Source organism: Haloferax sulfurifontis (genome assembly GCF_014635105.1).
In the GTDB taxonomy this organism is placed as follows: Archaea; Halobacteriota; Halobacteria; order Halobacteriales; family Haloferacaceae; genus Haloferax; species Haloferax denitrificans.
In genome coordinates this window covers 93,354-117,484 of sequence record NZ_BMCI01000004.1, presented here as the reverse complement: position 1 = coordinate 117,484, position 24,131 = coordinate 93,354, and the positions used below count along the sequence as shown (strand labels likewise).

At 66.1% G+C, this 24,131-nt stretch carries 25 protein-coding genes; 16 read left to right on the top strand and 9 right to left on the bottom strand.

Features of this window, described 5'->3' with window-relative positions:
* Window positions 1-60: 60 nt before the first annotated feature.
* From IEV64_RS12110 to ribH, 5 genes are all read right to left on the bottom strand, one after another.
* The gene (locus tag IEV64_RS12110; protein ID WP_188423986.1) at window positions 61-1,980 is read right to left on the bottom strand and encodes a DEAD/DEAH box helicase; all 1,920 of its coding nucleotides are present in this window, start codon (window positions 1,978-1,980) and stop codon (window positions 61-63) included.
* Between the two features lie 340 nt (window positions 1,981-2,320).
* Window positions 2,321-2,911, bottom strand: a complete 591-nt coding sequence (locus IEV64_RS12105) for a type IV pilin domain-containing protein (protein ID WP_188423985.1) — start codon at window positions 2,909-2,911, stop codon at window positions 2,321-2,323.
* Window positions 2,912-3,346, bottom strand: coding sequence for a type IV pilin domain-containing protein (locus IEV64_RS12100; protein ID WP_007274762.1), 435 nt, complete (start codon window positions 3,344-3,346; stop codon window positions 2,912-2,914). It abuts the gene before it with no gap.
* Window positions 3,347-3,558: 212 nt separating this feature from the next.
* Window positions 3,559-4,713: a pyridoxal phosphate-dependent aminotransferase gene (locus tag IEV64_RS12095; protein ID WP_188423984.1), complete on the bottom strand. Its 1,155-nt coding sequence runs from the start codon at window positions 4,711-4,713 to the stop codon at window positions 3,559-3,561.
* Window positions 4,710-5,114, bottom strand: a complete 405-nt coding sequence (gene ribH, locus IEV64_RS12090) for a 6,7-dimethyl-8-ribityllumazine synthase (RefSeq protein ID WP_007274760.1) — start codon at window positions 5,112-5,114, stop codon at window positions 4,710-4,712. The genes IEV64_RS12095 and ribH overlap by 4 nt, the downstream gene beginning before the upstream one ends.
* A gap of 107 nt (window positions 5,115-5,221) precedes the next feature.
* On the opposite strand from ribH, the gene IEV64_RS12085 reads away from it, so the two are divergent.
* The 14 genes from IEV64_RS12085 (at window position 5,222) to IEV64_RS12020 (ending at window position 19,545) form a co-directional block, all read left to right on the top strand.
* Window positions 5,222-6,970, top strand: a complete 1,749-nt coding sequence (locus tag IEV64_RS12085; protein WP_188423983.1) for a flippase activity-associated protein Agl23 — start codon at window positions 5,222-5,224, stop codon at window positions 6,968-6,970.
* Window positions 6,971-7,139: 169 nt separating this feature from the next.
* The gene (locus IEV64_RS12080; RefSeq protein ID WP_188423982.1) at window positions 7,140-8,288 is read left to right on the top strand and encodes a 5-(carboxyamino)imidazole ribonucleotide synthase; all 1,149 of its coding nucleotides are present in this window, start codon (window positions 7,140-7,142) and stop codon (window positions 8,286-8,288) included.
* Window positions 8,289-8,318: 30 nt separating this feature from the next.
* Window positions 8,319-8,930, top strand: coding sequence for a 5-(carboxyamino)imidazole ribonucleotide mutase (purE, locus tag IEV64_RS12075; RefSeq protein ID WP_188423981.1), 612 nt, complete (start codon window positions 8,319-8,321; stop codon window positions 8,928-8,930).
* Window positions 8,931-9,129: 199 nt separating this feature from the next.
* The gene (locus tag IEV64_RS12070; RefSeq protein WP_007274756.1) at window positions 9,130-9,546 is read left to right on the top strand and encodes an NADH-quinone oxidoreductase subunit A; all 417 of its coding nucleotides are present in this window, start codon (window positions 9,130-9,132) and stop codon (window positions 9,544-9,546) included.
* Complete coding sequence (locus IEV64_RS12065; RefSeq protein WP_004971036.1) at window positions 9,543-10,244, top strand: NADH-quinone oxidoreductase subunit B; 702 nt, start codon at window positions 9,543-9,545, stop codon at window positions 10,242-10,244. Before IEV64_RS12070 ends, IEV64_RS12065 begins: the two co-directional genes overlap by 4 nt.
* Window positions 10,241-11,917: an NADH-quinone oxidoreductase subunit D gene (locus IEV64_RS12060; RefSeq protein WP_188423980.1), complete on the top strand. Its 1,677-nt coding sequence runs from the start codon at window positions 10,241-10,243 to the stop codon at window positions 11,915-11,917. Before IEV64_RS12065 ends, IEV64_RS12060 begins: the two co-directional genes overlap by 4 nt.
* Window positions 11,917-12,966, top strand: coding sequence for a complex I subunit 1/NuoH family protein (locus tag IEV64_RS12055; RefSeq protein WP_007274754.1), 1,050 nt, complete (start codon window positions 11,917-11,919; stop codon window positions 12,964-12,966). The genes IEV64_RS12060 and IEV64_RS12055 overlap by 1 nt, the downstream gene beginning before the upstream one ends.
* The gene (locus IEV64_RS12050; RefSeq protein WP_004971033.1) at window positions 12,963-13,424 is read left to right on the top strand and encodes a NuoI/complex I 23 kDa subunit family protein; all 462 of its coding nucleotides are present in this window, start codon (window positions 12,963-12,965) and stop codon (window positions 13,422-13,424) included. Before IEV64_RS12055 ends, IEV64_RS12050 begins: the two co-directional genes overlap by 4 nt.
* Before the next feature lie 105 nt (window positions 13,425-13,529).
* On the top strand, window positions 13,530-13,790 hold the full coding sequence (locus IEV64_RS12045; protein WP_004971032.1) for an NADH-quinone oxidoreductase subunit J: 261 nt from the start codon (window positions 13,530-13,532) through the stop codon (window positions 13,788-13,790).
* Window positions 13,787-14,155, top strand: coding sequence for a proton-conducting membrane transporter (locus IEV64_RS12040; protein ID WP_188423979.1), 369 nt, complete (start codon window positions 13,787-13,789; stop codon window positions 14,153-14,155). Before IEV64_RS12045 ends, IEV64_RS12040 begins: the two co-directional genes overlap by 4 nt.
* On the top strand, window positions 14,155-14,457 hold the full coding sequence (nuoK, locus tag IEV64_RS12035; RefSeq protein ID WP_004043958.1) for an NADH-quinone oxidoreductase subunit NuoK: 303 nt from the start codon (window positions 14,155-14,157) through the stop codon (window positions 14,455-14,457). Before IEV64_RS12040 ends, nuoK begins: the two co-directional genes overlap by 1 nt.
* Before the next feature lie 4 nt (window positions 14,458-14,461).
* Entirely contained in the window at window positions 14,462-16,498 is a 2,037-nt protein-coding gene (nuoL, locus tag IEV64_RS12030; protein ID WP_007274751.1) for an NADH-quinone oxidoreductase subunit L, read from the top strand.
* Window positions 16,495-18,024 carry a complex I subunit 4 family protein gene (locus IEV64_RS12025; protein ID WP_188423978.1) on the top strand — a complete coding sequence of 510 codons (1,530 nt, stop codon included), beginning with the start codon at window positions 16,495-16,497 and terminating at the stop codon, window positions 18,022-18,024. Before nuoL ends, IEV64_RS12025 begins: the two co-directional genes overlap by 4 nt.
* Window positions 18,025-19,545 carry an NADH-quinone oxidoreductase subunit N gene (locus IEV64_RS12020; RefSeq protein WP_007274749.1) on the top strand — a complete coding sequence of 507 codons (1,521 nt, stop codon included), beginning with the start codon at window positions 18,025-18,027 and terminating at the stop codon, window positions 19,543-19,545.
* A gap of 37 nt (window positions 19,546-19,582) precedes the next feature.
* Here the strand turns inward: IEV64_RS12020 and IEV64_RS12015 are convergent, their stop codons facing one another.
* Window positions 19,583-19,963 carry a DUF7522 family protein gene (locus tag IEV64_RS12015; protein WP_188423977.1) on the bottom strand — a complete coding sequence of 127 codons (381 nt, stop codon included), beginning with the start codon at window positions 19,961-19,963 and terminating at the stop codon, window positions 19,583-19,585.
* 89 nt (window positions 19,964-20,052) lie between these two features.
* Here IEV64_RS12015 and IEV64_RS12010 point away from each other — a divergent pair, with 89 nt between their 5' ends.
* Together IEV64_RS12010 and IEV64_RS12005 are read left to right on the top strand one after the other, a co-directional pair.
* Window positions 20,053-21,510 (top strand): DHH family phosphoesterase, encoded by a 1,458-nt coding sequence (locus IEV64_RS12010; protein WP_188423976.1) that lies wholly within the window; start codon window positions 20,053-20,055, stop codon window positions 21,508-21,510.
* Between the two features lie 43 nt (window positions 21,511-21,553).
* Window positions 21,554-22,336, top strand: coding sequence for a CBS domain-containing protein (locus IEV64_RS12005; protein WP_004971025.1), 783 nt, complete (start codon window positions 21,554-21,556; stop codon window positions 22,334-22,336).
* A 1-nt stretch (window position 22,337) separates the two neighbouring features.
* Here the strand turns inward: IEV64_RS12005 and IEV64_RS12000 are convergent, their stop codons facing one another.
* From IEV64_RS12000 to IEV64_RS11990, 3 genes are all read right to left on the bottom strand, one after another.
* Window positions 22,338-22,565, bottom strand: coding sequence for a DUF7543 family protein (locus IEV64_RS12000; RefSeq protein WP_188423975.1), 228 nt, complete (start codon window positions 22,563-22,565; stop codon window positions 22,338-22,340).
* Between the two features lie 30 nt (window positions 22,566-22,595).
* Window positions 22,596-22,766, bottom strand: a complete 171-nt coding sequence (locus IEV64_RS11995; protein WP_188423974.1) for a hypothetical protein — start codon at window positions 22,764-22,766, stop codon at window positions 22,596-22,598.
* Window positions 22,767-22,950: 184 nt separating this feature from the next.
* Window positions 22,951-23,988, bottom strand: a complete 1,038-nt coding sequence (locus tag IEV64_RS11990; protein WP_188423973.1) for a DUF7544 domain-containing protein — start codon at window positions 23,986-23,988, stop codon at window positions 22,951-22,953.
* Window positions 23,989-24,131: the final 143 nt, after the last annotated feature.

Below are 24,131 nucleotides of genomic sequence, written 5' to 3'. Positions count from 1 at the left end.
GAAGACACACGGCTCGGCCCGAAGTGGGTGAGTCGGGACGTCGTGTGGGTCGGTCCCGCCTCAGGGCGACAACAGCGCCCGGACCTCGCGGAACTCGGGCACGTCCGCGTCGAGGGCGGCACAGAGGGCGTCCGCCGCGCCCAGCAACCACTCGGCGCGCTCCACGCGGGACTCCACGTCGCCCGGTCCGATTCGGTACCGCTCGACGAGTTCCTCGATGTCCGACCCCTCGGTCCACTCGTGGAGGATGCGGGCGGTCTTGACCGCTGTCAGCCACTCCTCGAAGGGGTCGGCGTCGTGCATCGCGGTGGTGAACTCCGCGGCGTGGCCCCGGGCGTACTGGTACATCAGCGCCCGCTCTCGGTTGCCGAGGTAGGTGTCGTGCATATCGGGCGTGTCGCAGACGACTTCGAGGGCGGTCCGGGCGGTGACGTGTTCGTCGGCCATCTCCTCGATGGTCCGGATGCCCGAGACGATGCGCGCACCGGTCGTCGGCGAGACGTACTGTCTGGAGGTCTGTGCGCCCAGCGTCGTCGCCGACAGCGTCTCTCCCGTCACGTCGAGGAGCTCCATCGTTTCGAGCTCCGAGACCACCTCGGCGACGAGGTCCGCGAGGTCGACGTCGGGGTGCTGGTGGGCGTAGTAGGTCGCTGAAAACACGTCGGCGACGCCGTCGAGGCTGTCGGCGAACCCGGAGGCGACGACCGACAGAACGTGTGTTCGGAGCGCCTCGGGGTCGGCGAACTGCGAGTCGACGGCCTCCGCGTCGGCAGTGACGTAGCGGTCGAACAGCTCGGCTTTCGTGTCCGCGTCGCCGACGAGGACCGCCTCGCCGAACGGGTCGAGGTGCGGGCGACCGGCGCGGCCGCACATCTGGTGGACGTCGAGGACGGGAATCCATTCCATCGCGTCGCCGGTGTAGCGCTTCTGGTCGCGGATGACGACCCGGCGGGCGGGGACGTTCACCCCGGCGGCGAGCGTCGGCGTCGCGCAGATGACCGCGAGCCGGCGGTCCCGAAAGGCGTTCTCGACGGCGACCCGGTGGGCGCTCCGCAGGCCGGCGTGGTGGAAGCCGACGCCGGTCCGGGCGCACTCCGAGAGCTGACGGCCGGTCGCGGTGCCACCGAGTTCGTCGAGTTCGTCGCCGAGGGCGGGCGCGGGCGAAAGCTCCTCGTCGGCGAGGCGGTCGGCCAGCGCCTCGGCCTCGCGGCGCGACCGGACGAACGCGAGACACTGCCCGCCGGTCTCGACCGCGTCTTCGACGAGCGCGACGGTCGCCTCGGTTGCCTCGTCGTCGTTCGGGCCGGTCGGGGGGACGACCACGTCGAGGTCGGTATCGTCGTCGAACTCGACGGTCTCGTCGGCGTAGACGCCGGTCCGGAGCGAGACGGGCCGCCACGTGCTCTCGACGAGTTCCGCGTCGAGCCAGTCGGCGATGGCCTCGGGGTTGTCGACGGTCGCCGAGAGCGCGACGAGTTGGAGGTCGGGGACGCGGCGCTGGAGCGTCGAAAGCGTGACTTCGAGCGTCGGCCCGCGCCCCGGCGCGCCGAGGAGGTGGACCTCGTCGACGACGACGCAGGCGAGGCGTTCGACCCACGGCGCGCCGTTTCGAATCGCCGAGTCCACTTTCTCGCTCGTGGCGACGACGATGTCGTGGTCGCCGAGTTCCGCCTCGTCGGCGTCGAAGTCGCCGGTGGAGATACCGACGCTCACGCCGGGGAGTTGGTCGAACGTCTCGTACTTCTCGCGGGCGAGCGCGCGAAGCGGGACGATGTACAGCGCCGGCCCGTCGGCGGTGAGCATGGCGAGTTCCGCGATGAACGTCTTGCCGCTGGCGGTCGGAATGGCGGCGACGACGCGGCCGCCCGCCGCGACGCCGGCCTCGACGGCGGCGGCCTGCGGCGGGTACAGCTCCTCGATACCGTTCGACTCGTAGTGGGAGACGAGGGCCGCCGACAGCGGGAGGTCACGCACGCGCATCTGTCACAGAGGTGGCGGCGGACTCACATAAGTATCTTCGCCGACGGGGAGGTCGTCGGCTGTCGTTCGGGTCGGCAGTCGGGTGGGCAAAGACAGCACACCAGCATCGCGCGGGTGTCGTACAACGACGCGCTCGTCCTTCATGACTCGTTTTCCACCGTTATATACCGAACAGCCCTTCTATTGTCTCCACCGTCGGATTCGGAGTCGCACGAGCATCCGTCGGGCTGTCCCCGACGTTGGAACTAGTCAACGAGCGGTCGGTGGCGGCGGTGTGGAAATAACTGCGGCGGTACTCGCGGTCGTTGTGTTGTCACGAAAAATCGTTTCGCGTCGGATGTTAGACGGTGTAATCTGCGAGGACGGAACTCGTCTCGCCGCTGTCCGAAGTCCAGACGACGCGGATGACGTCGCCCTCGCGGAGTTCGGTGCCACTGCCCAGACTGTCAACGACGTTCTGGCCATCTGTGACGGAATCACCGTACAGAGAGATCGTCGCTTTCGAGCTTGCCGACAGGTCTCCGGAGGTGAACGGTTTCTCCGTGTCTGTCTCCCCAGAACCGGGGTCAATCACACCCCAGGCCTGTTCGCCGTTCACGGTGATATTTATATTCGAGGTGTCGACTGATTCGCCCGACTCTACGACGACTGCGACAGTGATGTTATCATGATACGGTTCCCCGGCTGGAGATGACGGGTGGTGAGACCCGTTAAAATGACTGTTCAGTAGGGAACCATCCAACGCTCGAACCTGTCCTTTCTCCTCATCGAAATCGAATGCCATGTTCGGTGCCGACTCGGTCTGCCCCCCCAATCCGAGCACAAACGTCCCGATGACGGCCGCGAGGATGACGGTAATCGCGACCATCAGAATCACACCGATGACTGGCGATACAGCGTCTTCGTCACGGATGAGGTGTTTAACGTTCATTTACCCGTTGTAGGTCCAACTCTGGAGCGTTGCAGAGGTGCTCCCGCTCTCAGATGTCCAGACAATGCGTACTGTTTCGCCGGACGGGATAGCAGTGCCACTACTGAACTCTTGGGAATCGCCCGCATTCACTAGTGAGTCGGATCCAGTATTAGACCAACTGACAGTGCCAATCGTGGGACTAACGACTTCCAGTCTTGCTGGGTCAATCGCGTCGCCAGTCTCGTGAGTGATCGTTAATAACTCCGAGCCGGATGTGCTGTCGTAATCGAAACTGAACGTTGCCTGCGGCGCTGTCTCGCTCACTTGGTCACCCAGGCCCAGCACGAACGTCCCGATGACGGCCGCGAGGATGACGGTGATCGCGACCATCAGAATCACACCGATGACCGGCGACACCGCGTCGTCGTCTGCGAATAGTTGGTTTAATTTCATGAGTTGTTTATCGTATACATACGCGGTTAATCCGCGGAAAATCCACCCGGAACGCGGTATGTATGAATGCTACATGGACGGTCACAAGCATAAATCTAACCAACGACACGACAGCAAAAATTACGTTCGTCGCTAGCATACAGTTCAACCGACAGTCACGGTTCGGGTGCCGTTCGAGACGCCGCCGCAAAAACCGGGTCGCCGCGGGGGGCTCAGATGTAGTCGTGCTCGGCGAGCCGCTCGACGGCCTCGCGGAGTCGCTCTTCGCTCGCGGCGTACGAGATTCGGGCGTAGCCCGGCGCGTTGAACGCGCTCCCGGGGACGGTCGCCACCTTCGCGTCCTGAATCGCGCCCTCGCACCACGCCTGGTCGTCGTCGTCGACGGGGAGCATCATGTAGAACGCGCCCTTCGGGACGGCCACGTCGACGTCGTGTTCGGCGAGGAGGTCCACGAGCATGTCGCGGCGGGTCTCGAACGCCTGTCGCATCTCCTCGACGGAGTCGTCGGTGCGCTCCGAGAGCGCCTCGACGCCGGCGTGCTGGACGAAGTTCACGGCACAGGAGACCGAATGCGAGTGGAGCTTGCCGGCCTGCGCGATGAGGTCCGACGGGGCGTGGAGGTAGCCGAGCCGCCAGCCGGTCATCGAGAACGCCTTCGAGAAGCCGTTGATGGTGATGGTGCGGTCTTCCATCCCGTCGAGGGAGCCGAGCGAGGTGTGCTCGAAGCCGTCGTAGACGATGCGCTCGTAAATCTCGTCGGAGATGACGGCGAAGTCGTGTTCGACCGCGAGGTCGCGGACGCCTTCGAGCGCCGCGTCGGAGAACACGCCGCCGGTCGGGTTCGACGGGGAGTTGACGACGAGGAGCTTCGTCTCGTCGGAGACCGTTTCGCCGAGTTCGTCGAGCGCGGGTTCGAGCTTGAAGTCGTGCTGGGCGAGGTCGACGCGGCTGAGCGTGCCGCCGGCGAGCTTGACCATCGCCTCGTAGGAGACCCACGCGGGGTCGAGGAGCACGACCTCGTCGCCGTCGTCGACGAGCGTCTGGAACGTCTCGAACAGCGCCTGCTTGCCGCCGGGCGTGACGATGACCTCGTCGGCCTCGGCGTCGACGCCGTTGCCGCGGAGCTTCGCCGCGATGGCTTCCTTGAGCTCCGGAATCCCGTTCGACGAGGTGTAGCTCGTGTGTCCCGCGTCGAGCGCGTCCTTCGCCGCCTGCGTGATGTTGTCCGGGGTCGGGAAGTCCGGCGCGCCGACCGAGAGGTCGACGACGTCTTCGCCCTGCGCTTCCAGTTCGCTCGCGAGGTTCGAGATGGCGAGCGTCGCGCTCGGTTCGACGCGGCCGACTCGGTCGCTGAAATCGAAGTTCATGCCAACGCCTCCACCATATCGGTCGCGGCGTAAACCGCTTCCGCACCTTTGCTGACGCGTTCGCGCGCTTCAGCGCCGCTCATGCCGGGGCCGGAGACGCCGAACGAGACGGGTTTGTCGCGGTCCAGCGAGACCTCCGTCAGCGACTTCGCGGTCGCGTCGGCGATGACGCGGTCGTGGTCGGTGTCGCCGGTGACGATTGCGCCGACGACCGCGACGGCGTCGACGTCGTCGCGGCGGGCGAGTCGGTCGGCCGCGAGCGGCGAGTCGTACGCGCCGGGGACCTGAATCGTTTCGACGACCTCCGCGTCGCGCTCGGCGGCCGCGTCGCGGGCCGCCTCCTCCATCTGCTCCGTGACCGACGAGTTGAATCGGGCCACGACGAGTCCGAGAGAGACCATGGCCGACCCTTCCCGTCTCGGATAAAAGAACTACCGACACCGACCGAATTTGGCCCCGGCGACGGCCAAGCACAAAAGTTGTATTGTCGGCGTCGCGATGGGTGGGCATGAGTACTGACAGTGGGACCGAGACGGTCGCTCGGTCCCGCGCCCTCCTGGCGATTCTCGGCGTGGCGGCCCTCGCCCTCCTCGTCCGCCTCGTCGACCTCGGTGGTCGCATCTTCCACTGGGACGAAGGCCGCGTCGGCTACTGGATTCTGCGCTATCACGAGACCGGCGAGTTCTCCTACCGGCCCATCATCCACGGCCCGTTTCTCCCCGTCGTCAACGACTACCTCTTTGCGGTCCTGCCGGCGGCGGACTTCACGGCTCGGCTCCCGGTCGCCGTCGTCGGCGGCCTGCTCCCGCTTTCGGTCTGGCTGTTCCGCGAGCACCTCCGCCGCGACGAGATGGTCGCGCTCGCGGTCTTCCTCGCGGCGAACCCGATTTTGGTCTACTACTCGCGGTTCATGCGCAACGACGTGCTCGTGGCCGCCTTCTCGTTCGTCGCGCTCGGCTTCGTTGTCCGCGCGTACGACACCGGCCGCCTCGCGTACCTCATCCCCGCGGGCGTCTCCTTTGCGACCGGGTCGGCGACGAAGGAGAACTACGTCGTCTACCTCGCGTGTTTCCTCGGGGCGGCGTTCCTCGTCTTCGACCACCGACTGCTCGCCCGCACCTCGGCCGGCGAGTCCGCCCGCGACATCCTCTTTTCGGAGTTGCCGGCGAGCCTCCGCGACCGACTCCGCGCACGCGGGGCCGGCAGTCTCGGCTACGGCGCGGTTCGCTACGCCGCGGGCGTCCTCGGCGGCCTGCTCGCGTTCCTCGTCGTCTTCGTCTTCTTCTACGCGCCGCGGCCCGACCTCTGGAACGCGCTCGGCGGCTCCGCCCCGATGCTCCCGGTGCTCGAAGCCGGGACCGTCGGCGCGGCCTCCGAGATGGTCGGCAGTTGGCTCGGCGGGAGCCACCAGTCTCACGAGTACCTCCCGTATCTGAAGGACTTCCTCGAAACGTTCGTCTACGGCGCGCCGGTGCTCATCGTCTTCGCGCTCGTCGGCGTCGTCGTGGACCGCTACGGCGTCGTCGCCGGTCGAATCCGGTGGCTCGTCGCCTTCGCCACCTACTGGGGCGTCGTGAGCATCTTCGGCTACCCGCTGGCGACCGACATCCAAGCGCCGTGGGTCGTCGTGCACGCTGTCGTCCCGCTCGCGATTCCCGCCGCGGTCGGCGCGGCGTTCGTCTTCCGCTCCGGCGCGCGGGCGCTCGACAGTAAAGACGCGGCCGGCGTCGGTCTCGCGGCGCTCGTCCTCGTCGCCTCGGTCGGCGGCGTCGCGGCCGCGAACGTCGACTACTGGAACGCCTCGACCGACGACGACAGCGAGGTGCTCCAGTGGGCCCAACCCGAAAACGACCTCAAGGCCACCCTCGACGACGTGGCACGCGTGTCGGCCGCCAACGACGGCACCGACGTGCTCCTGTACGGCACACGCCCGCCGGACAGCGACGAGATCCACTTCTACGTCGCAAACGAGTCGGACCCCCTCGGCGGGCCGTCGTGGCACAGCCGCCTCCCGCTCCCGTGGTACTTCGAGGGCGCGGACGTCGAGCGAACCAGTAGCGCGCCCGACGCGAACGTCTCCGAGGTGACCGCCGACGCGCCGCCGGTCGTCGTCGCCTACGAGTGGGACCGCGCCGAACTCGAATCCGAACTCGACGGCTACGTCGCGCGCCAGCACGCCTTCAAGCTCTGGAGCGAGGACGTGGTCGTCTTCATCGACGAGGACGCCCTCGCCGACGCGAACGAGACGCGGGGCTGACGCCGGTCGGGACGTTCGACCGCTCCGGTTTTTCTCGCGTTCGACCGGGGTGAGCGCCGCGAGCGTCCGGCGCGGTCGGCGTCGATTCTGTCCTATTTTATCCACGCTCATGCACATCTGGACACCGAATGTGGCAACGTTTATGCACCGACGTACTGAATCCGCGACTGTGACCGTCACCGTACCCGGACCCACGCTCGGCGTCGTCGGTGGGGGCCAGCTCGGGCGCATGCTCGGCGAGGCCGCCGCACCGCTCGGCGTCGACATCGTCGTGCTCGACCCGACACCCGACTGCCCGGCGTCGGCCGTCGCCGACCAGATCGTCGGCGACTTCGACGACCCCGAGGCGATGGCGGAACTCGCCGCGCGGGCCGACGCGCTGACGTTCGAAATCGAGCTCGCCGACCCCGACCTGCTCGACGAGCTGGCCGCCGAGGAGGGAATCGCGGTCCACCCCTCGCCCGACGCGCTCCGGACCATCGAGGACAAACTGGTCCAGAAGGACACCTTCGGCGAGGCGGGCATCCCGATTCCGCCGTTCCACCGCGTCGACGACGCGGCCGACCTCCGCGACGCGCTCGACGAGTTCGGCTCGGTTATGCTGAAAGCCCGGACCGGCGGCTACGACGGCCGCGGGAACGTTCCCGTGACCGACCCCGACGACGCCGAGGCCGCCATCGAAGAGGTCGGCGGCCCGGCGATGGCCGAGGCGTTCGTCGACTTCGAGCGCGAACTCTCTGTCATCGGCGTCCGCGGCGAAGACGAGATTCGGACGTTCCCCGTGGGCGAGAACGTCCACGAGGAGGAGATTCTCCGCGAGACCGTCGTCCCGGCGCGGACCACAGACGCGGTGCGCGAGGAGGCCGACCGCGTCGCCCGCGAGGTGCTCTCGCATCTGCCAGGCCGCGGCGTCTTCGGCATCGAACTGTTCGAGACACCGGACGGCGACGTGCTCGTCAACGAGGTCGCCCCGCGCCCGCACAACTCCGGCCACTGGACCATCGAGGGCGCGCTCTCCTCGCAGTTCGAACAGCACGTCCGCGCCGTCCTCGGGTGGCCCCTCGGCGCGACGACCCGCCGGTCGCCCACCGTGATGGCGAACGTCCTCGGCACGGTCGACGAGAGCCGGCCAGCGCGACTCGGCGGTCTCGACGACGCCCTCGCCGAATCCGGCGTCTCGCTGCACTGGTACGGCAAAGACGAGGTTCGGCCCCTGCGAAAGATGGGCCACCTCACCGCCGTCGGCGACGATGACGCCGCCCTCGAAACGCTTCTCGCACGCGCACGCGAGCTCCGCGACGGACTGCACTTCGACTGACCGACGACCGACCACGACACTACTGGACCTATGACGACAGAACGGGACCTCATCGACGAACTGCACGCACAGGCCGACGCCGACCGCGACCCCGAGACGACGCCCGACGTGGGCATCATCATGGGGTCTGACTCCGACCTCGACGTGATGTCCGGCGCGCACGAGGCGCTGGACACGCTCGGGTTCGGCGAGCAGACGGACTTCGACGCGCCGCCCGAAGAGCGCTTTTCCTACGAGACGTACGTCGTCTCCGCGCACCGGACGCCGGACCTGATGTACGCCTACGGCGACACCGCGCGCGACCGCGGCGTCGAGGTCATCATCGCCGGCGCGGGCGGCAAGTCCGCGGACCTGCCGAACATGACCGCCTCCATCGCGTACCCGATTCCCGTCGTCGGCGTCCCCGTCCAGGAGAAGTCGGTCGACTCGGTCATCGGGATGCCGACGGGCGCGCCCATCGTCGCGGTCGACGCCGGTAAGTCGTTCAACGCGGCGCTGTCGGCGGTACAGGCGCTCTCCCGCGGCCACCCCGAACTCGAAGACCGACTCGTCGACTACCACGAAGAACTCGTTTCCGACGTGGCCGAGACCTCGGCCGCGCTCCACGACCTCGGGGTCGCCGGCTTCCGCGAGTCGCGGTAGCGGGGCGCGTCTCGCCACCCGTTGCCGCGCGGTCGTTTTTTCGTCAGCAGGGGTCGCTACCGGCGTCGAAACCCCGCCCGCGCGGGGTTCCGGGCGTCTCTCGCGTATTTTCCAAATAGAAGCCCTCTCGCGCCCGAAACACACAAATCAATGTTTATAGGGGAGCGCTTCTAACCGCCGCACGTCAGGGAGACACGGCATGAGTGATTGGATTGCAATCGGTGCGATGGGGCTGGTTGGTGTCGGCATACCGCTCGCGATGATGGCGGTGTCGGCGCTGCTTCGCCCAAGCGTACCGGAACAAGGAAAGAGTGCCACGTACGAGAGTGGTGAGGTGCCGACAGGCACGGCGCGCGTCCAGTTTAACATTCAGTACTACATGGTCGCGCTGCTGTTCCTCGTGTTCGACATCGAGACCGTCCTGATTTTCCCCTGGACGGTCATTTACCGCTCGGCCCTCGAACAGGGCGCGTCGCTGGCGACGATTCTGACGCCGATGCTCGTTTTCATCGGCGTCCTCGTCGTCGGCCTCGTCTGGGCGTGGCGCAACGGCGCTGTCAAGTGGGTCAAAAGCCCGCAGGCAAGTCGTCGTAAGACAGAGAGACAAGATGCATGAGTAGCGAACAGAAGCCATTCGTCACGGACGATACACAGGTACAGACCGAGACCCGCGACGCCCGCATGGCGGGGGCTGACGACCGGTTCAACTCGAAGCTTCGGGAGGCGTTCGGCTCGTCACCGTTCATCCTCACGAAGTTCGACAAGTTCATGAACTGGGTCCGCGGCTCCTCGATGTTCATGTTGCAGTTCGGTATCGCCTGCTGCAGCATCGAGATGATGCACACCTACGCGATCAAGCACGACTTGGACCGGTTCGCGGCGGGTGTGCCGCGCGCGTCGCCGCGACAGGCCGACGTGATTATCGTGCCGGGGACGATCGTCTCGAAGTTCGCCCCGCGCATGAAGCGCGTCTACGACCAGATGCCCGAACCGAAGTTCGTCGTCGGCATGGGGTCGTGTACGATTTCCGGCGGCCCGTTCCAGGAGGGCTACAACGTCATCAAGGGCGCAGAGGAGGTCATCCCGGTGGACATCCACATCCCCGGCTGTCCGCCGCGCCCGGAGGCGCTCATCTACGGTATCGCGAAGCTCCAAGAGCGCATCGCGAACGGCGAGTCCAGCCCGGTGACGGTCAAGCCGTACGAACTCGAGCAGTTCGGCGACCTCGAATCCGATGAAATCGTCGACAAACTCGCCGCGCAGATCGACGAAGACGACCTCGTCATGCGGTACAACTGGGCTGATTCGCCATGAGCCTCGAAGAACAACAGTCCGACGAGCCCGCGGAACTCGAATCGGGCGTCAGCCGCGGCGACGAACTCGCCGACCTGCTCGGCGACCTCGTCGTCGGCCGCGAAGAGCACATGAACGCGCCCGGCCTCGTCATCCGTCCCGACGAGGTCCAAGACGCGCTGTTCAAGCTCCGCGACGAGGCCGGCTTCGACCACCTCTCGTGTGTGACCGCACAGGAGTACGAGGACCGCTACGAGTCCATCTATCACCTGACGAAGTTCGACGACCGGACCGACGAGGTCTCGGTCGTCGTGCCCACGTCGAAGGACAACCCGGTCAGTCAGTCCGCCGAGCCAGTGTTCCGGACGGCCGACTGGCACGAACGGGAGGCGTACGACCTCGTCGGCATCCAGTACGAAGACCACCCGGACCTGCGTCGCATCCTCCTGCCCGACACGTGGCAGGGTCACCCGCTCGGACTCGACTACGACCAGGACCGCCCGCAGATAGCGACGCTCCGCGAGCACGCCAACCCGCTGGAGGAGGACCACCGCGCCGCGGGGGACAGCAACACGATGTACATCAACATCGGTCCCCACCACCCGGCGACCCACGGCGTGCTGCACGTCGAGACCGTCGTCGACGGTGAGCAGGTCGTCGACCTCGACGCCGACATCGGCTACCTCCACCGCTGTGAAGAGCAGATGTGCCAGCAGGGGACCTACCGGCACCAGATTATGCCGTACCCCGACCGCTGGGACTACATCTCGGCCGGCCTCCTGAACGAGTGGGCCTACGCCCGCACCGCGGAGGACCTCGCGGACATCGAAGTCCCCGAGTACGCCCAGATCATCCGCACGATGGGCGCGGAACTGTGCCGCATCGCGTCGCACATGATCGCGCTCGGTACGTTCGCGCTGGACGTGTACGGCGACTTCACGGCCATCTTCATGTACGCCATGCGGGACCGCGAACTCGTCCAGAACATCCTCGAAGACCTCACCGGTCAGCGCATGATGTTCAACTACTTCCGGCTCGGCGGGGTCGTCTGGGACCTCCCCGAACCCCGCGAGGAGTTCTTCGAGAAGGTTCGTGACTTCCTCGACGGGCTTCCGCAGGCGCTCGAGGAGTACCACGACATGATCACCTCGAACGAGATTCTGCAGGCCCGCACGGTCGGCACGGGCGTCCTGCCGCCGGAAGTCGCAAAGAGCTACGGCGCGACCGGCCCGGTCGCCCGCGGCTCCGGCATCGACTACGACCTCCGGCGCGACGACTCCTACGGCTACTACGACGAACTCGACTGGGACGTCGTCGTCGAGGACGGTTGCGACAACTTCTCGCGCCTGCTCGTGCGCATGCGCGAGGTCGAGGAGTCGGCCAAGATCATCCAGCAGTGTGTCGACCTCCTCGAAGACTGGCCCGAAGACGAGCGGAACATCCAGGCCAACGTTCCGCGCACCCTCAAGCCCGACGAGGACACGGAAATCTACCGCGCCGTCGAAGGCGCGAAGGGCGAACTCGGCATCTACATCCGCGCCGACGGCACGGACAAGCCGGCCCGCTTCAAGATTCGAAGCCCGTGTTTCTCGAACCTGCAGACGCTCCCCGAGATGTCCGAGGGTGAGTACATCCCGGACATGATTGCCTCGCTCGGCAGTCTCGACATCGTCCTCGGAGAGGTGGACCGGTAATGAGTCTGCAGGCAGTTCTTCCGGACACGGTCAGCGGCCTCCTCGGTCTCGAAGGCGTCCTCGGTGACGTCGTCGGCGGACTCGTCGGCGCGTTCCTCGTCGCCAACATCATGCTCATCATGACGGCGTTCGCCGGACCGTGGGCCAAGCGGAAGATTACGGCCGCCTTCGGTGACCGCATCGCGGTCAACCGAATCGGTCCGTTCGGCCTCCTGACCATCGTCACGGACGCGGTCCGACTGCTGTCGAAGGAACTCATCGTTCCCGAGGGCGTCGACCGTCCCGCGTGGGACCTCGCGCCGATGGTCATCCCCTTCTCCGCACTGCTCGGGTTCGCCGTCATCCCGATGGGGAACGGCATCCAGCTCGCCGACCCCGAGACCGGCCTCGCGTTCGCCTTCGCCGCGGCGTCTATCGCCTCCCTGGGCATCGTCATGACCGGCTACGCATCGAACAACAAGTTCTCGCTTATCGGCGCGCTCCGCGCCGTCGCGGCCAACATCGCCTACGAGATTCCGCTCGTCATCACGGCGGCCTCGGTCGTCATCTTCGCCGGCTCGCTCCGGATGAGCGAAATCGTCGCCGTGCAGGCCGAACCACTGCTTTCGGTCGCGGGCGTGACGATTCCGACGTGGTTCGCGTTCGTCAACCCATTCGCGTTCGCGCTGTTCGTCATCGCGAACCTCGCGGAGGTCGGCCGCAACCCGTTCGACATCCCCGAAGCGCCGACCGAAATCGTCGCCGGGTATCAGACCGAGTACTCCTCGGTCTACTTCGTGCTCATCTACCTCGGTGAGTTCATCCACATCTTCCTCGGCGGCGCTATCGCGGCGACCCTGTTCCTCGGCGGTCCGGCTGGTCCGGTGCTTCCCGGATTCGTCTGGTTCACCATCAAAATCTGGGCGTTCTTCCTGTTCACCCAGTGGGCGCGCTCTGCGGTGCCGCGCCTTCGCGTCGATCAGTTCCTCGAAATCGGTTGGAAGGGGATGCTCGTACTCTCCTTCGCCAACCTGGTTCTCACGGCCATCATCGTGGGGGTGATTGCATGATCGGAATTCTGAAAGGCATGGCAGTGACGCTGAAGCACGCGCTCGACGGGCAGACGTTCACGGTCGAGTACCCCGAGACCGCGCCCGAAGTGAGCCCGCGTTTCCGCGGCGTCCACAAGTTCAGCCAAGAGCGGTGTATCTGGTGTCGCCAGTGTGAGAACGTCTGTCCGAACGACACGATTCAGATCGTTCAGGACGACAAGCGCAACGGCGAGCAGTACAACCTCCACATCGGCCAGTGTATCTACTGCCGGCTGTGCGAGGAGGTCTGTCCCGTCGACGCCATCCTGCTCACGCAGAACTTCGAGTTCACGGCGGACACGAAAAACGACTTCGTCTACAACAAAGAACAGCTCAAGAACGTCCCGTGGTACAAGGATATCGACCCGCTCAACTCCCGCAACCCCGACCGCAACGCGTGGGTCGGCGAGGGCGAAGGAGAGGTCGACTACCAGTAACATGACCGCGAGTGAATCGTTCGAGTCCCGTCAGCCCGCGTCCGCTACCGGACGCTGAGGACGTTCTCGAAATGTTCAAAGGGATATCTCAAGGAGACACACACAATGGTTTATGAAACCATCGCGTTCGCGCTGTTCGCCCTCATCACCGTGGGCTGCAGCCTGGGCGTCGTCCTCGTGCGGGACATCTGGCATTCCGCACTCCTGCTCGGGGGCGCGCTCTTGAGCGTCGCGGTGCATTACGTGATGTTGCAGGCGGAGTTCCTCGCCGCCATGCAGGTCCTCGTCTACGTCGGCGGGGTCCTGATTCTCATCACGTTCGCCGTGATGCTGACGCGTATCAATCCGGAGGTGAGTAGTACATGACCACGAAACCACAGCTGAAACTCGGTTCGCACCTCGTGCCCGGACTCGCCGCCGTCGCGCTGTTCGTCGTGATGGCGGTCGTGTTCCTCGGTGCGTCGTTCCCGGACCCACAGGGGTTCGCAGAGGGAGCAAACATCACCGCGAGCATCGGCTATTCGATGTTCAACCTCGGGTTCGGAAGCGTCGACGGCGAGAGCATGCTGGCCGCGTTCGAAATCATCGACCTCGTGCTCGTCGCCGCGCTCGCCGGCGCGGTGCTCCTCGCTCGCCGCGAGGACACCGCGGGGCAGATGCGCACCATCCTGACCGACGGCGGTCGGGAACTCAAGCAGACGCTGTTCGACGACGGGGAGGGTGACAACTGATGGTGCCCGCGCAGTATTACCTCGTCCTGTCGGCCGCCGTGTTCTGCATCGGCATCTTCGGCCTCTTGACCCGTCGGAACGCGCTGTTGTTCCTGATGTCGGTCGAATTGATGCTGAACGCCGCGAACATCAACCTCGTCGCCTTTTCCTACTACTGGGGCAACGTGACGGGCCAGACGTTCGGGCTGTTCACGATGGCGCTCGCCGCCGCCGAGGTGGCGGTCGGTATCGGCATCATCCTCGTATTGTACCGCAACTTCGATGGCGTGGACGTGACCAACGCGACCACGATGAGGTGGTAACATTATGGCAGGTATCTTAGACTTCGCTCCGGCCATCGTCCTCCTCCCGTTCCTCTCGTTCCTGATCGCGCTCGGGGCGGGACGGTACATGCCGAAGGGAGGGGCGCTGGCGGGAATCGGCGCGACGGCGGGCTCGTTCGTCCTGTCCATCGCGACGTTCTTCGCCGTCAGCGGCGGACAGACCTACAACCAACACATCTACACGTGGGCGACCGGCGCCGGCGACGCGGTCTCGCTCGACTTCGGCCTGCTCATCGACCCGCTTTCGTCGATGATGCTCGTCATCGTGACGCTCGTCGCCGTCCTCGTCCACATCTTCAGCCTCGGCTACATGAACGACGAGGGCGAGACGGGCCTCCCGCGCTACTACGCCGGACTCGGCCTGTTCACCGCGTCGATGCTGGCGTTCGTCGTGTCCAGCAACCTCCTCATGGCGTTCATGTTCTTCGAGCTGGTGGGCCTGTGTTCCTACCTGCTCATCGGCTTCTGGTTCCGCCAGCAGGGCCCGCCGAGCGCCGCGAAGAAGGCGTTCCTCGTCACCCGCTTCGGTGACTACTTCTTCCTCATCGGCGTCGTCGCGGTGTTCGCGACGTTCGGCTCGGCGGCGTTCGCCGGCCCCGAGGCGTTCCCGGTCCTCGCCGAGGAGGCGCTCCACGGCGAGCACGCGGTCAACACGTTCCTCGGCATGGGCGAACAGGCGTGGTTCACCGTCGTCGGCCTCCTCGTTCTCGGGGGCGTCGTCGGCAAGTCCGCGCAGTTCCCCCTGCACACGTGGCTTCCGGACGCGATGGAAGGTCCGACCCCCGTCTCCGCGCTCATTCACGCGGCGACGATGGTCGCGGCCGGCGTCTACCTCGTCGCCCGGATGTACGGCTTCTACGCGCTGACCCCGACGACGCTCGGTATCATCGCGCTCGTGGGCGGCTTCACGGCCCTCTTCGCCGCGACGATGGGCGTCGTCAAGAAAGAAATCAAGCAGGTGCTCGCGTACTCGACCATCAGCCAGTACGGCTACATGATGCTCGGGCTCGGCGTCGGCGGCTACGTCGCCTCGACGTTCCACCTGCTCACCCACGCCTTCTTCAAGGCGCTTCTGTTCCTCGGTGCCGGTGCGGTCATCATCGCGATGCACCACAACGAGAACATGTGGGACATGGGCGGCCTCAAAGAGAAGATGCCCGTGACGTACTACGCGTTCCTCTCGGGCTCGCTCGCCCTCGCCGGCATCGTTCCGTTCGCCGGCTTCTGGTCGAAAGACGAGATTCTCTACGAGGCGCTCAACCACGGCCTCGGGACCGACGGCGGTCTCGGGACCGTCTTCCTCCTCGCGTACGCGATGGGGCTCATCGCCGTGTTCTTCACCGGGTTCTACACCTTCCGGATGGTGTTCCTCACGTTCCACGGCGAACCGCGTAGCGAGACCGCGCGCGACCCGCACGGCTTCGGCTGGAACGTCAAGTTCCCGCTCGCCGTCCTCGGCGTGCTCGCGGCCGTCACCGGCCTCGTCAACATGGCCCCGGTGGAGGACCTCACGGGGATTCACCTCACGTTCCTCCACGACTGGCTCGACGGCGGCATCTCGTCGCTGACCGCGCACCACTACCTCGAAGTGCTCGAAAGCGGCGTCGGCGCGGGGCTCCACCCGGCCGGCATCGGCTCCATCGCGCCCGGGCTGGTCTCGCTCGCTCTCGCCCTCGCGGGCGCTGGGCTCGCCTACCGCCTGTACAACGTCCCCGAGCCCGTCGAACACACGGACAAGCTCGGGAGCATCAAGACCGTCCTGTACAACAACTACTACCAGGACGAGTACCAGGTCTGGATCGCGACCGGCGTCGTCCAGCCCATCTCGCGCGCCCTCGACAAGTTCGACCAGGGCATCGTCGACGGCGTCGTCAACGGCGTCTCCAGCGTGAGTCTGTTCGCCGGCGGTCGCGTCAAGCGCATTCAGACCGGCGTGGTGAGCAACTACGCGGCGCTCCTCACGCTCGGTCTGACCGCGCTCCTTCTCGGTCTTGGTCTGCTCGGAGGTTGGTTCGCATGATAATCGAAGCGCTCATCGCAGTCACGTTCCTCGCCGCGCTGGTCACCTTCGTCCTGCCGGACCGGTACGCCGGCAAGGCGGCCTTCGCGCTGAGTCTGGCTCCCGTCGTCGGGAGCCTCTACATGTGGCAACAGTACGACGCGAGCGGGAACGCCCTTCTCGGCGGGAACATCGCGTTCGAGACAGACGTCGTCTGGCTGCAGCTCGGCCAGTACGACATCCACTGGATGGTCGGCGTCGACGGCATCAGCATGCCGCTTGTCGTCCTCACGACCATCCTCACCACGCTGGCTATCGTCAGCGCGTGGACGCCCATCTCGGAGCGCCAGTCCCAGTTCTTCGGACTGATGCTCCTGATGGAGGCGAACCTGCTCGGCGTCTTCACGGCGCTCGACTTCTTCGTCTGGTTCATCTTCTGGGAGGCCGTCCTGCTCCCGATGTACTTCCTCATCGGCGTCTGGGGCGGTCCCCGCCGCAAGTACGCGGCGATCAAGTTCTTCGTCTACACGAACATCGCGTCGCTCGTGATGTTCATCGGGTTCGTCTCGCTCGTGTTCGGCCTCGGCGACTCCATCACGTCGCTCCGCCTGCCGGAAATCGCACAGGCGTTGCAGGCCGGTCAACTCGGGAGCTTCGCGGGACTGTCGGCCGGCGCGCTCGCGTCGGTCGCGTTCATCGCGATGTTCATCGGGTTCGCGGTCAAGGTCCCGGTCGCCCCGCTTCACACGTGGCTTCCGGACGCACACGTTGAGGCCCCCACGCCGGTGTCGGTCATGCTGGCTGGGGTCCTCCTGAAGATGGGTACCTACGCCCTGCTCCGGTTCAACTTCACGATGCTCCCGGAGACGGCGCGCGCCTTCGCGCTCCCCATCGCCCTGCTCGCCGTCGCGAGCGTCATCTACGGCGCGCTTCTCGCGCTGGCACAGCAGGACCTCAAGCGCATCGTCGCGTACTCCTCCGTCTCGTCGATGGGGTACGTCATCCTCGGTCTCATCGCCTACACCACCTACGGCGTCGGCGGTGCGACCTTCCAGATGGTCGCCCACGGCCTCATCTCCGGTCTGATGTTCATGGCCGTCGGCGTCATCTACAACACGACCCACACGCGCATGGTGTCGGACATGTCCGGCATCGCCGACCGGATGCCCGTTACGGCGGGCATCTTCGTCGCCGGCGCGTTCGGCTACATGGGCCTGCCGCTCATGGCCGGCTTCGCGGCCGAGTTCTTCATCTTCAAGGGCGCGTTCGAGTCCACGGTGATGGAGGCCATGCCGCTTTTCACCGGCGCCGCGATGTTCGGTATCGTCATCGTCGCCGGCTACCTGCTGTTCGCGATGCAGCGGACGCTGTTCGGACCCTTCCGGTTCGACGGCGACTACGACATCACGGAGGCACCGTTCCACGACGTCGCACCCCTCGCGGTGCTGTTGCTTCTCACCATCGTGCTCGGTGTCTCTCCGGACATCTTCTTCACGATGATTCAAGACGCGGTTACCCCGATTCTCGAACTGGGAGGTGCGTTCTAGATGACGCCCCTCCAGGCGCTCCCCGAGTGGGCGGCGACGGCTCCCGCCATCGTGCTCGCACTGACGGGGCTCGCACTGCTACTCATCGACACCATCGACCCGGACTCCACGAACAACGGCCTCCTGGCCGGCACGGCGACGCTCGGCGCGCTCGCCGCGGGCGGCATCGCCGGCTGGTTCCTCATCGGCGGAACCGGCATGGAGTCCACCGGCGGCGCGATATCGCTGTACGGCGACGCGCTCGTCGTCGACGGGATGAGCCTGTTCTTCACGCTCATCTTCACCAGCGTCGCCGCGATGGTCTCGGTCGCCTCGTACGACTACCTCGCGGACCAGCGCTACCAAGGCGAGTTCTACGCCCTCGTGCTGTTCGCCGCGACCGGCATGACGCTCATGGGGATGTCGAACTCGCTGGCGACCGTCTTCGTCAGCCTCGAACTGGCGTCCCTGCCCTCGTACGCGCTCGTCGCGTTCCTCAAGGAGGACCGCGGGAGCATCGAGGCGGGTCTGAAGTACTTCCTCATCGGCGCGCTGTCGTCGGCGGTGTTCGCGTTCGGTATCAGCCTCGTGTTCGCCGTCACCGGCTCGCTGGTGCTCCCGGAAATCGCCGCGTCGCTCGCGGAGGGCACCGAACTCGTCGGCGTCCTCGGCCTCGGCGTGCTGATGATCGCCGGCGGCTTCGCGTTCAAGACTGCCTCCGTCCCGTTCCACTTCTGGGCGCCGGAGGCCTACGAGGGCGCGCCCGCTCCGGTGAGCGCGTTCCTCTCGTCGGCGTCGAAGGCGGCCGGCTTCGTCGTCGCCTTCCGCGTCTTCACGGTCGCGTTCCCCCTCGGAACCGTCACGTCGATCGGCGGCGGGAGCGTCGACTGGTCGCTGTTGTTCGCGTTGCTCGCCGTCGTCACGATGACGCTCGGTAACTTCGCGGCGGCGACCCAACAGAACGTAAAGCGCATGCTGGCGTACTCCTCTATCGGACACGCCGGCTACGCGCTCATCGGTCTCGCGGCCATCACCGTCGACGGCGGTGCCGCGAACGGCGACGTGCTCGGCGCGAGCATGGCGCACCTGTTCGTCTACGGCTTCATGAACACGGGCGCGTTCCTGTTCATCGCCATGGTCGAAAAGTGGGGCCTCGGCCGCACGTTCGAGGACTACAACGGCATCGCCTCGAAGGCACCCATCGCCGCGGCGGCGATGACCGTCTTCATGTTCTCGCTCGCGGGCCTGCCGCCGTTCGGCGGCTTCTTCTCGAAGTACGCGCTGTTCTTCTCGGCCATCGAATCCGGCTTCTGGTGGCTCGCCGCGGTCGGCGCGGTCAACAGCGCGCTGTCGCTGTTCTACTACAGCCGCGTCGTGAAAGCGATGTGGATAGAAGAGCCGTCGGCGGACCTCGAAATCGGCAGTCAGCCGGTCGGGCTGTACGTGGCAATCGTCTTCGCCGCGGTCGGGACGGTCCTGCTCCTGCCCGGCTCTCAGCCCGTCATCGAGACGGCCCAGACCGTCGCCGCGGCGCTCTTCTGAGCGGTTCGGCGATTCCGGTTCCGGTTCGGTTTTTCTTTTACTCGCGCAGTAGCTCGCCGAGCGCCGACGCCAACTCCTCGGAGCGGCGGAGCGTCAGGCCGTCGGTCGTGACGAACACGCCTCTGTCGTCGGCGGTCACCCGCGTCAGGTAGCCGTGGTCGAAGGCGCGGACGGTGTAGCGGTAGTCGCCGAGCTCGGAGCCGCGGTAGGCGGTCCGCGCCTGAAACCCGTCGGTCTCGTGTTCGACGAACCCGGTGAGGTCGGCGTCGGCTTCGAGGTCGCTCCGGAGGTATATCTGCTCACAGCGGTCGTGGGTGAAGTACGTCACGCTCCTGAGGTCATCGCCGACGACGGTTCGACAGGTTCGGACGAACGACTCGGCTCGCGATTCGGGGAGCAGTTGCGTCTCGAGTTCCATCGTATATGTGACATGGTATGCCATGACATAATATCATCGCCGGATTGGAGGACGGTAGGGTTTTGCGGCCGGAGTTCGACCGTTCCTGTATGGTACGTCGCCTGGTTCTCGGCTGTGGGTCACTCGGTGGGGACCTCGTCGAGCAACTCGCCGGCCGCGGCGGGACGGTGACGGTCGTCACCGACCGGAAGGGGCGCGCCGAGGACCTCCGCTCGGACGGCATCGACGCGAGAGAGGGCGACCCCGCCGACCCGTCGACCTATCCCGACGCGGTCGACCTCGTCATCGTCGGCGGACAGTCTCCACGGTTGAACCTCGACGCGGCGCGCGCGGCCAGCGAACACTGCCCGGACGCGCCGCTTGTCGTCTACCTCGGCGACGACGCCGAGCCGTCGGTCCGCGACGAGGTTTACGCCCTCGCCGACGAGGTCATCGACCCGCAGGAAGTGGTCACAGACCGCATCCTCGACGCCGTCGGCACGTCGCACACGGAGCGGTTGAACCGCCTGATGCGGGTGCTCCGGAACGTCGACGGCAGACTCGCGGTCGTGATGCACGACAACCCGGACCCCGACGCCATCGCCGCGGCGCTGGCGCTACAAGCCATCGCCGAACGCGCGGGCGTCGAGGCCGACGCGTGTTACTTCGGCGACATCTCTCACCAGGAGAACCGCGCGCTCGTCAACCTCCTCGAGTTGGACCTCCGCGTCCTCGACGAGGTGCCCTCGGACGACGAGTACGCCGGCTTCGCGCTCGTCGACCACTCCCGGCCGGGCGTCAACGACCGCCTCCCGCCGGAGACGACAATCGACATCGTCATCGACCACCACCCGCCGCGCGCTCCGGTCGAGGCGGCGTACGTGGACCTCAGACGCGGCGTCGGCGCGACGAGCACGCTCCTCGCGGAGTACCTCGACCGGCTCGGCATCGTCCCCGACACGACGGCCGCGACGGCGCTGTTGTTCGGTATTCAGGTCGACACCAACGACTTCACGCGGGAGGTCTCGACGGCCGACTTCGAGGCCGCCGCCTTCCTCATCCCCCACGTCGACATGGCCCTGCTCGAACGGGTCGAGACGCCGAGTCTGACCTCGGAGACGATGGAGACGCTCGCCCGCGCCATCTCGAACCGCGACGTTCGGGGCAACGTTCTCACGACGAACGTCGGCGACATCCGCGAGCGGGACGCCCTCGCGCAGGCCGCCGACCACCTCCTCGGGATGGAGGGCGTCGAGGTGACGGTCGTCTACGGCCTGATGGACGGGACGGTCTACGTCTCCGGTCGCGCCCGCGGAGCGCGGGTCGACCTCGGCGAGGCGTTTCGAGACGCCCTCGGCACCATCGGGAGCGCCGGCGGCCACGCCGACATGGCGGGCGCACAGATTCCGTTAGGCATTCTCGACGACGTGGGCGACGACTCTCGGGAGTCGCTCGCGACTATCGTCACGGACATCGTCGCCGGGCGGATGTTCGAGACGCTGGAGCACGCGACGCCGACGCCGAGTCTGGATACCGACGTCGCCTTCGAGTACCCGATCGATGAGTAAGCGCCCACACGTTTTTGCCGACGGTGGCCCTATCAGGTGGGAGATGAGTACTAAAGCGACCGTCAAGGAGTACATGACGCGCGAGGTCCAGACCGTCTCTCCGACCGACACGGTCGCGGACGTCGCCCAACGCATCGCGGAAAGCGACGGCCACAACGGATTTCCCGTCTGTGACGGCCGCAAGGCCGAGGGATTCGTCACGGCCCGAGATATCCTCCTGTCGGACGACGACGCGAGTATCGAGACGGTGATGGCGACGGACCTCGTCGTCGCCCACCCCGAGATGGACGTCAACGACGCCGCCCGCGTCATCCTCCGGTCGGGCATCCAGAAGCTCCCGGTCGTCGACGACGCGGGCAACCTCGTCGGCATCATCTCGAACACCGACGTCATCCGAAGCCAAATCGAGCGCGCGACGCCCGAGAAGGTGGGCAAACTCATGCGGACGCTCGAACAGATTCACGGCATCACGGTCCACCAGGAGCGCCGGACCGTCGCGCTTTCGAACCTCATACCCACGCAGGCGCGCGTCTACGCCGACGAACTCGACGGCCGCCGGTACGAACTCGAACGCGGTCTCGCGGAGCCGCTCGTCGTCATCGACAACAACGGGACGTTGCTCCTCGCGGACGGACACCACCGCGTCCTCGCGGCCGACCGCATCGGCATCGAGGAGATGGACGCCTACGTCATCGTCGTCGACGACCCCGTCGAACTCGGGATGCAACGGACCGCAGAAAAGGAGGGTCTGAAGTCCATCTCGGACATCGACATCGTCGACTACGCCCGACACCCGCTGGTCGAGACGACGCGCCGACTACAGTAGCTCAGTTCTCCACGTCGTACTCGGCTTTCCACGCGTCGACGGCTTCGCGGGCTTCCGGCTCAGATTCGAAGCGCTCGCCCTCGTAGCCGCGGCCCTCGGCGGACTGATAGAGTCGGTCGACCCTGACGTGCCACGCGTTCGGCCCGCGTCGGAGCCGAATGGTCGCGTGGCCGTCGCTCCGTTCCCACTCCACGATGCGGTCGTCTCGGCGGACCTCCGTCCAACTCATACCGGGCGATGACGGCGGAGGCCGAAGTGTCTACCCATCCGCCAGCGTCGATGCGTCGGTCGCCGTCGGCGCGGCCGGGCGCGTCTCCGCGCCGCAGTTCGGACAGACCGCGTAGCCGAGTCGGTCGTAAGGCACCTCCGCCGACGGGCGCTCTAGCCCACACTCCTCGCACGTGAAGTACGAGACCCATTCGAAGGACATACCGACACCGAGGCGTGTCAACGTATTAATTAATCACCGCTTATCGCCCGAGACGGGCACGTCGGCGACGATGCGAAAAACGGCGTACAGTGTTGCGTTTCGGGGGGTGACGGCTGTTTCGGGGGTGGTGATGTCCCGGGGCGCGCGGGCGAGCGCGCCGAACCTGCGAGCGCGTCGGCGGTGTTCAGGCGGGCGTCGGGCCCTCCGGGGCCGACGAGTCGTCGTCGGACCGGAACTGCGAGACGAGGTCGAGCGAGTCGTCGGCGCTCCCGAGCAAGAACAGCGAGTAGTACCGGAAGTACGTCACGACGGGCATCTGGACGACCGCGCTGACAGCGATGGCCGCGAGGACGAACAGGACCCCGAGCGCGCCGAAGACGACCAGTCCGACCGTCGAGAACAGCGCGACGTTCGCGGCGTTGAGCGCGAGGAACGCCGCGCCGCCGACGATGGCGAAGGGGATGGCGACGACGACGGTAGCGAGGAGCGCCGCGATGCCGACGGCGATGCTCGCGAGGATGCCGAGGATGAACCGGACGATGACGTACAGTCCGAACTCGGAGAGTTCGGCGCGGAACACCGGAACGACCCGGCCCCACGACGACAGGAGGTCGCGGTCTTCGGCTATCATCGTCGGGACGACGAAGTCGGTCGTCAACTGCACGATGATGGCGCTCACGAACAGTAGCCCGATGGCGAGAAACACAAGCGGGATGGCGAGGAGGGCAATCCCGGGCGTGACCGCGACGGAGCCGAAGTATACGGCCGCGACCGGGAGCCCGATGACCGTGATGATGGCGATGAGCAGGCCAATTTGGAACGCGAACAGTCTGACGCCGAGCCAGAAGCGCTCGCGGAACGGTTTGCGGATGCGCACGTCCTTCGTGACGACGGCGTCAACGAGGACGAACTGCATCACGGAGCCGACGAACGACCAGAGAATCCAGAGGACGATTCCGACCGCTAAGAGCGCGATGACCGCGGCGATGACGTTTTCGGGCGTCACGAACCCGGGCAACGAATCGACCGGAATGTCGGTCGACCCGCCTCCATTGCTCACGGTCGTGCCGCTGTTGCTTCCGGCACCACCGCTTCCGCCGAGCCCACCGATGAAGAGGGCGATGAATGCGAGGCGCGCCCATCGACCCGCATCGAACGGGAGGAGGAGCGACGCCGTGGCGTCACGAGCGTCGTCGAGGGCGTCGATTGCTTTCCAACTCATGAGTGACAATGCGACGCCTCGCGAGATAAAACTGTTTGAGCGCTAAGGTTTATCTCGCACACCGGCCGCTTCGGACCACTTTCGACCGCTCGGAATCAGTCCCCCGGAGCGCATCGCCCGCGAGAGGTTCGCACCGCCGGTCC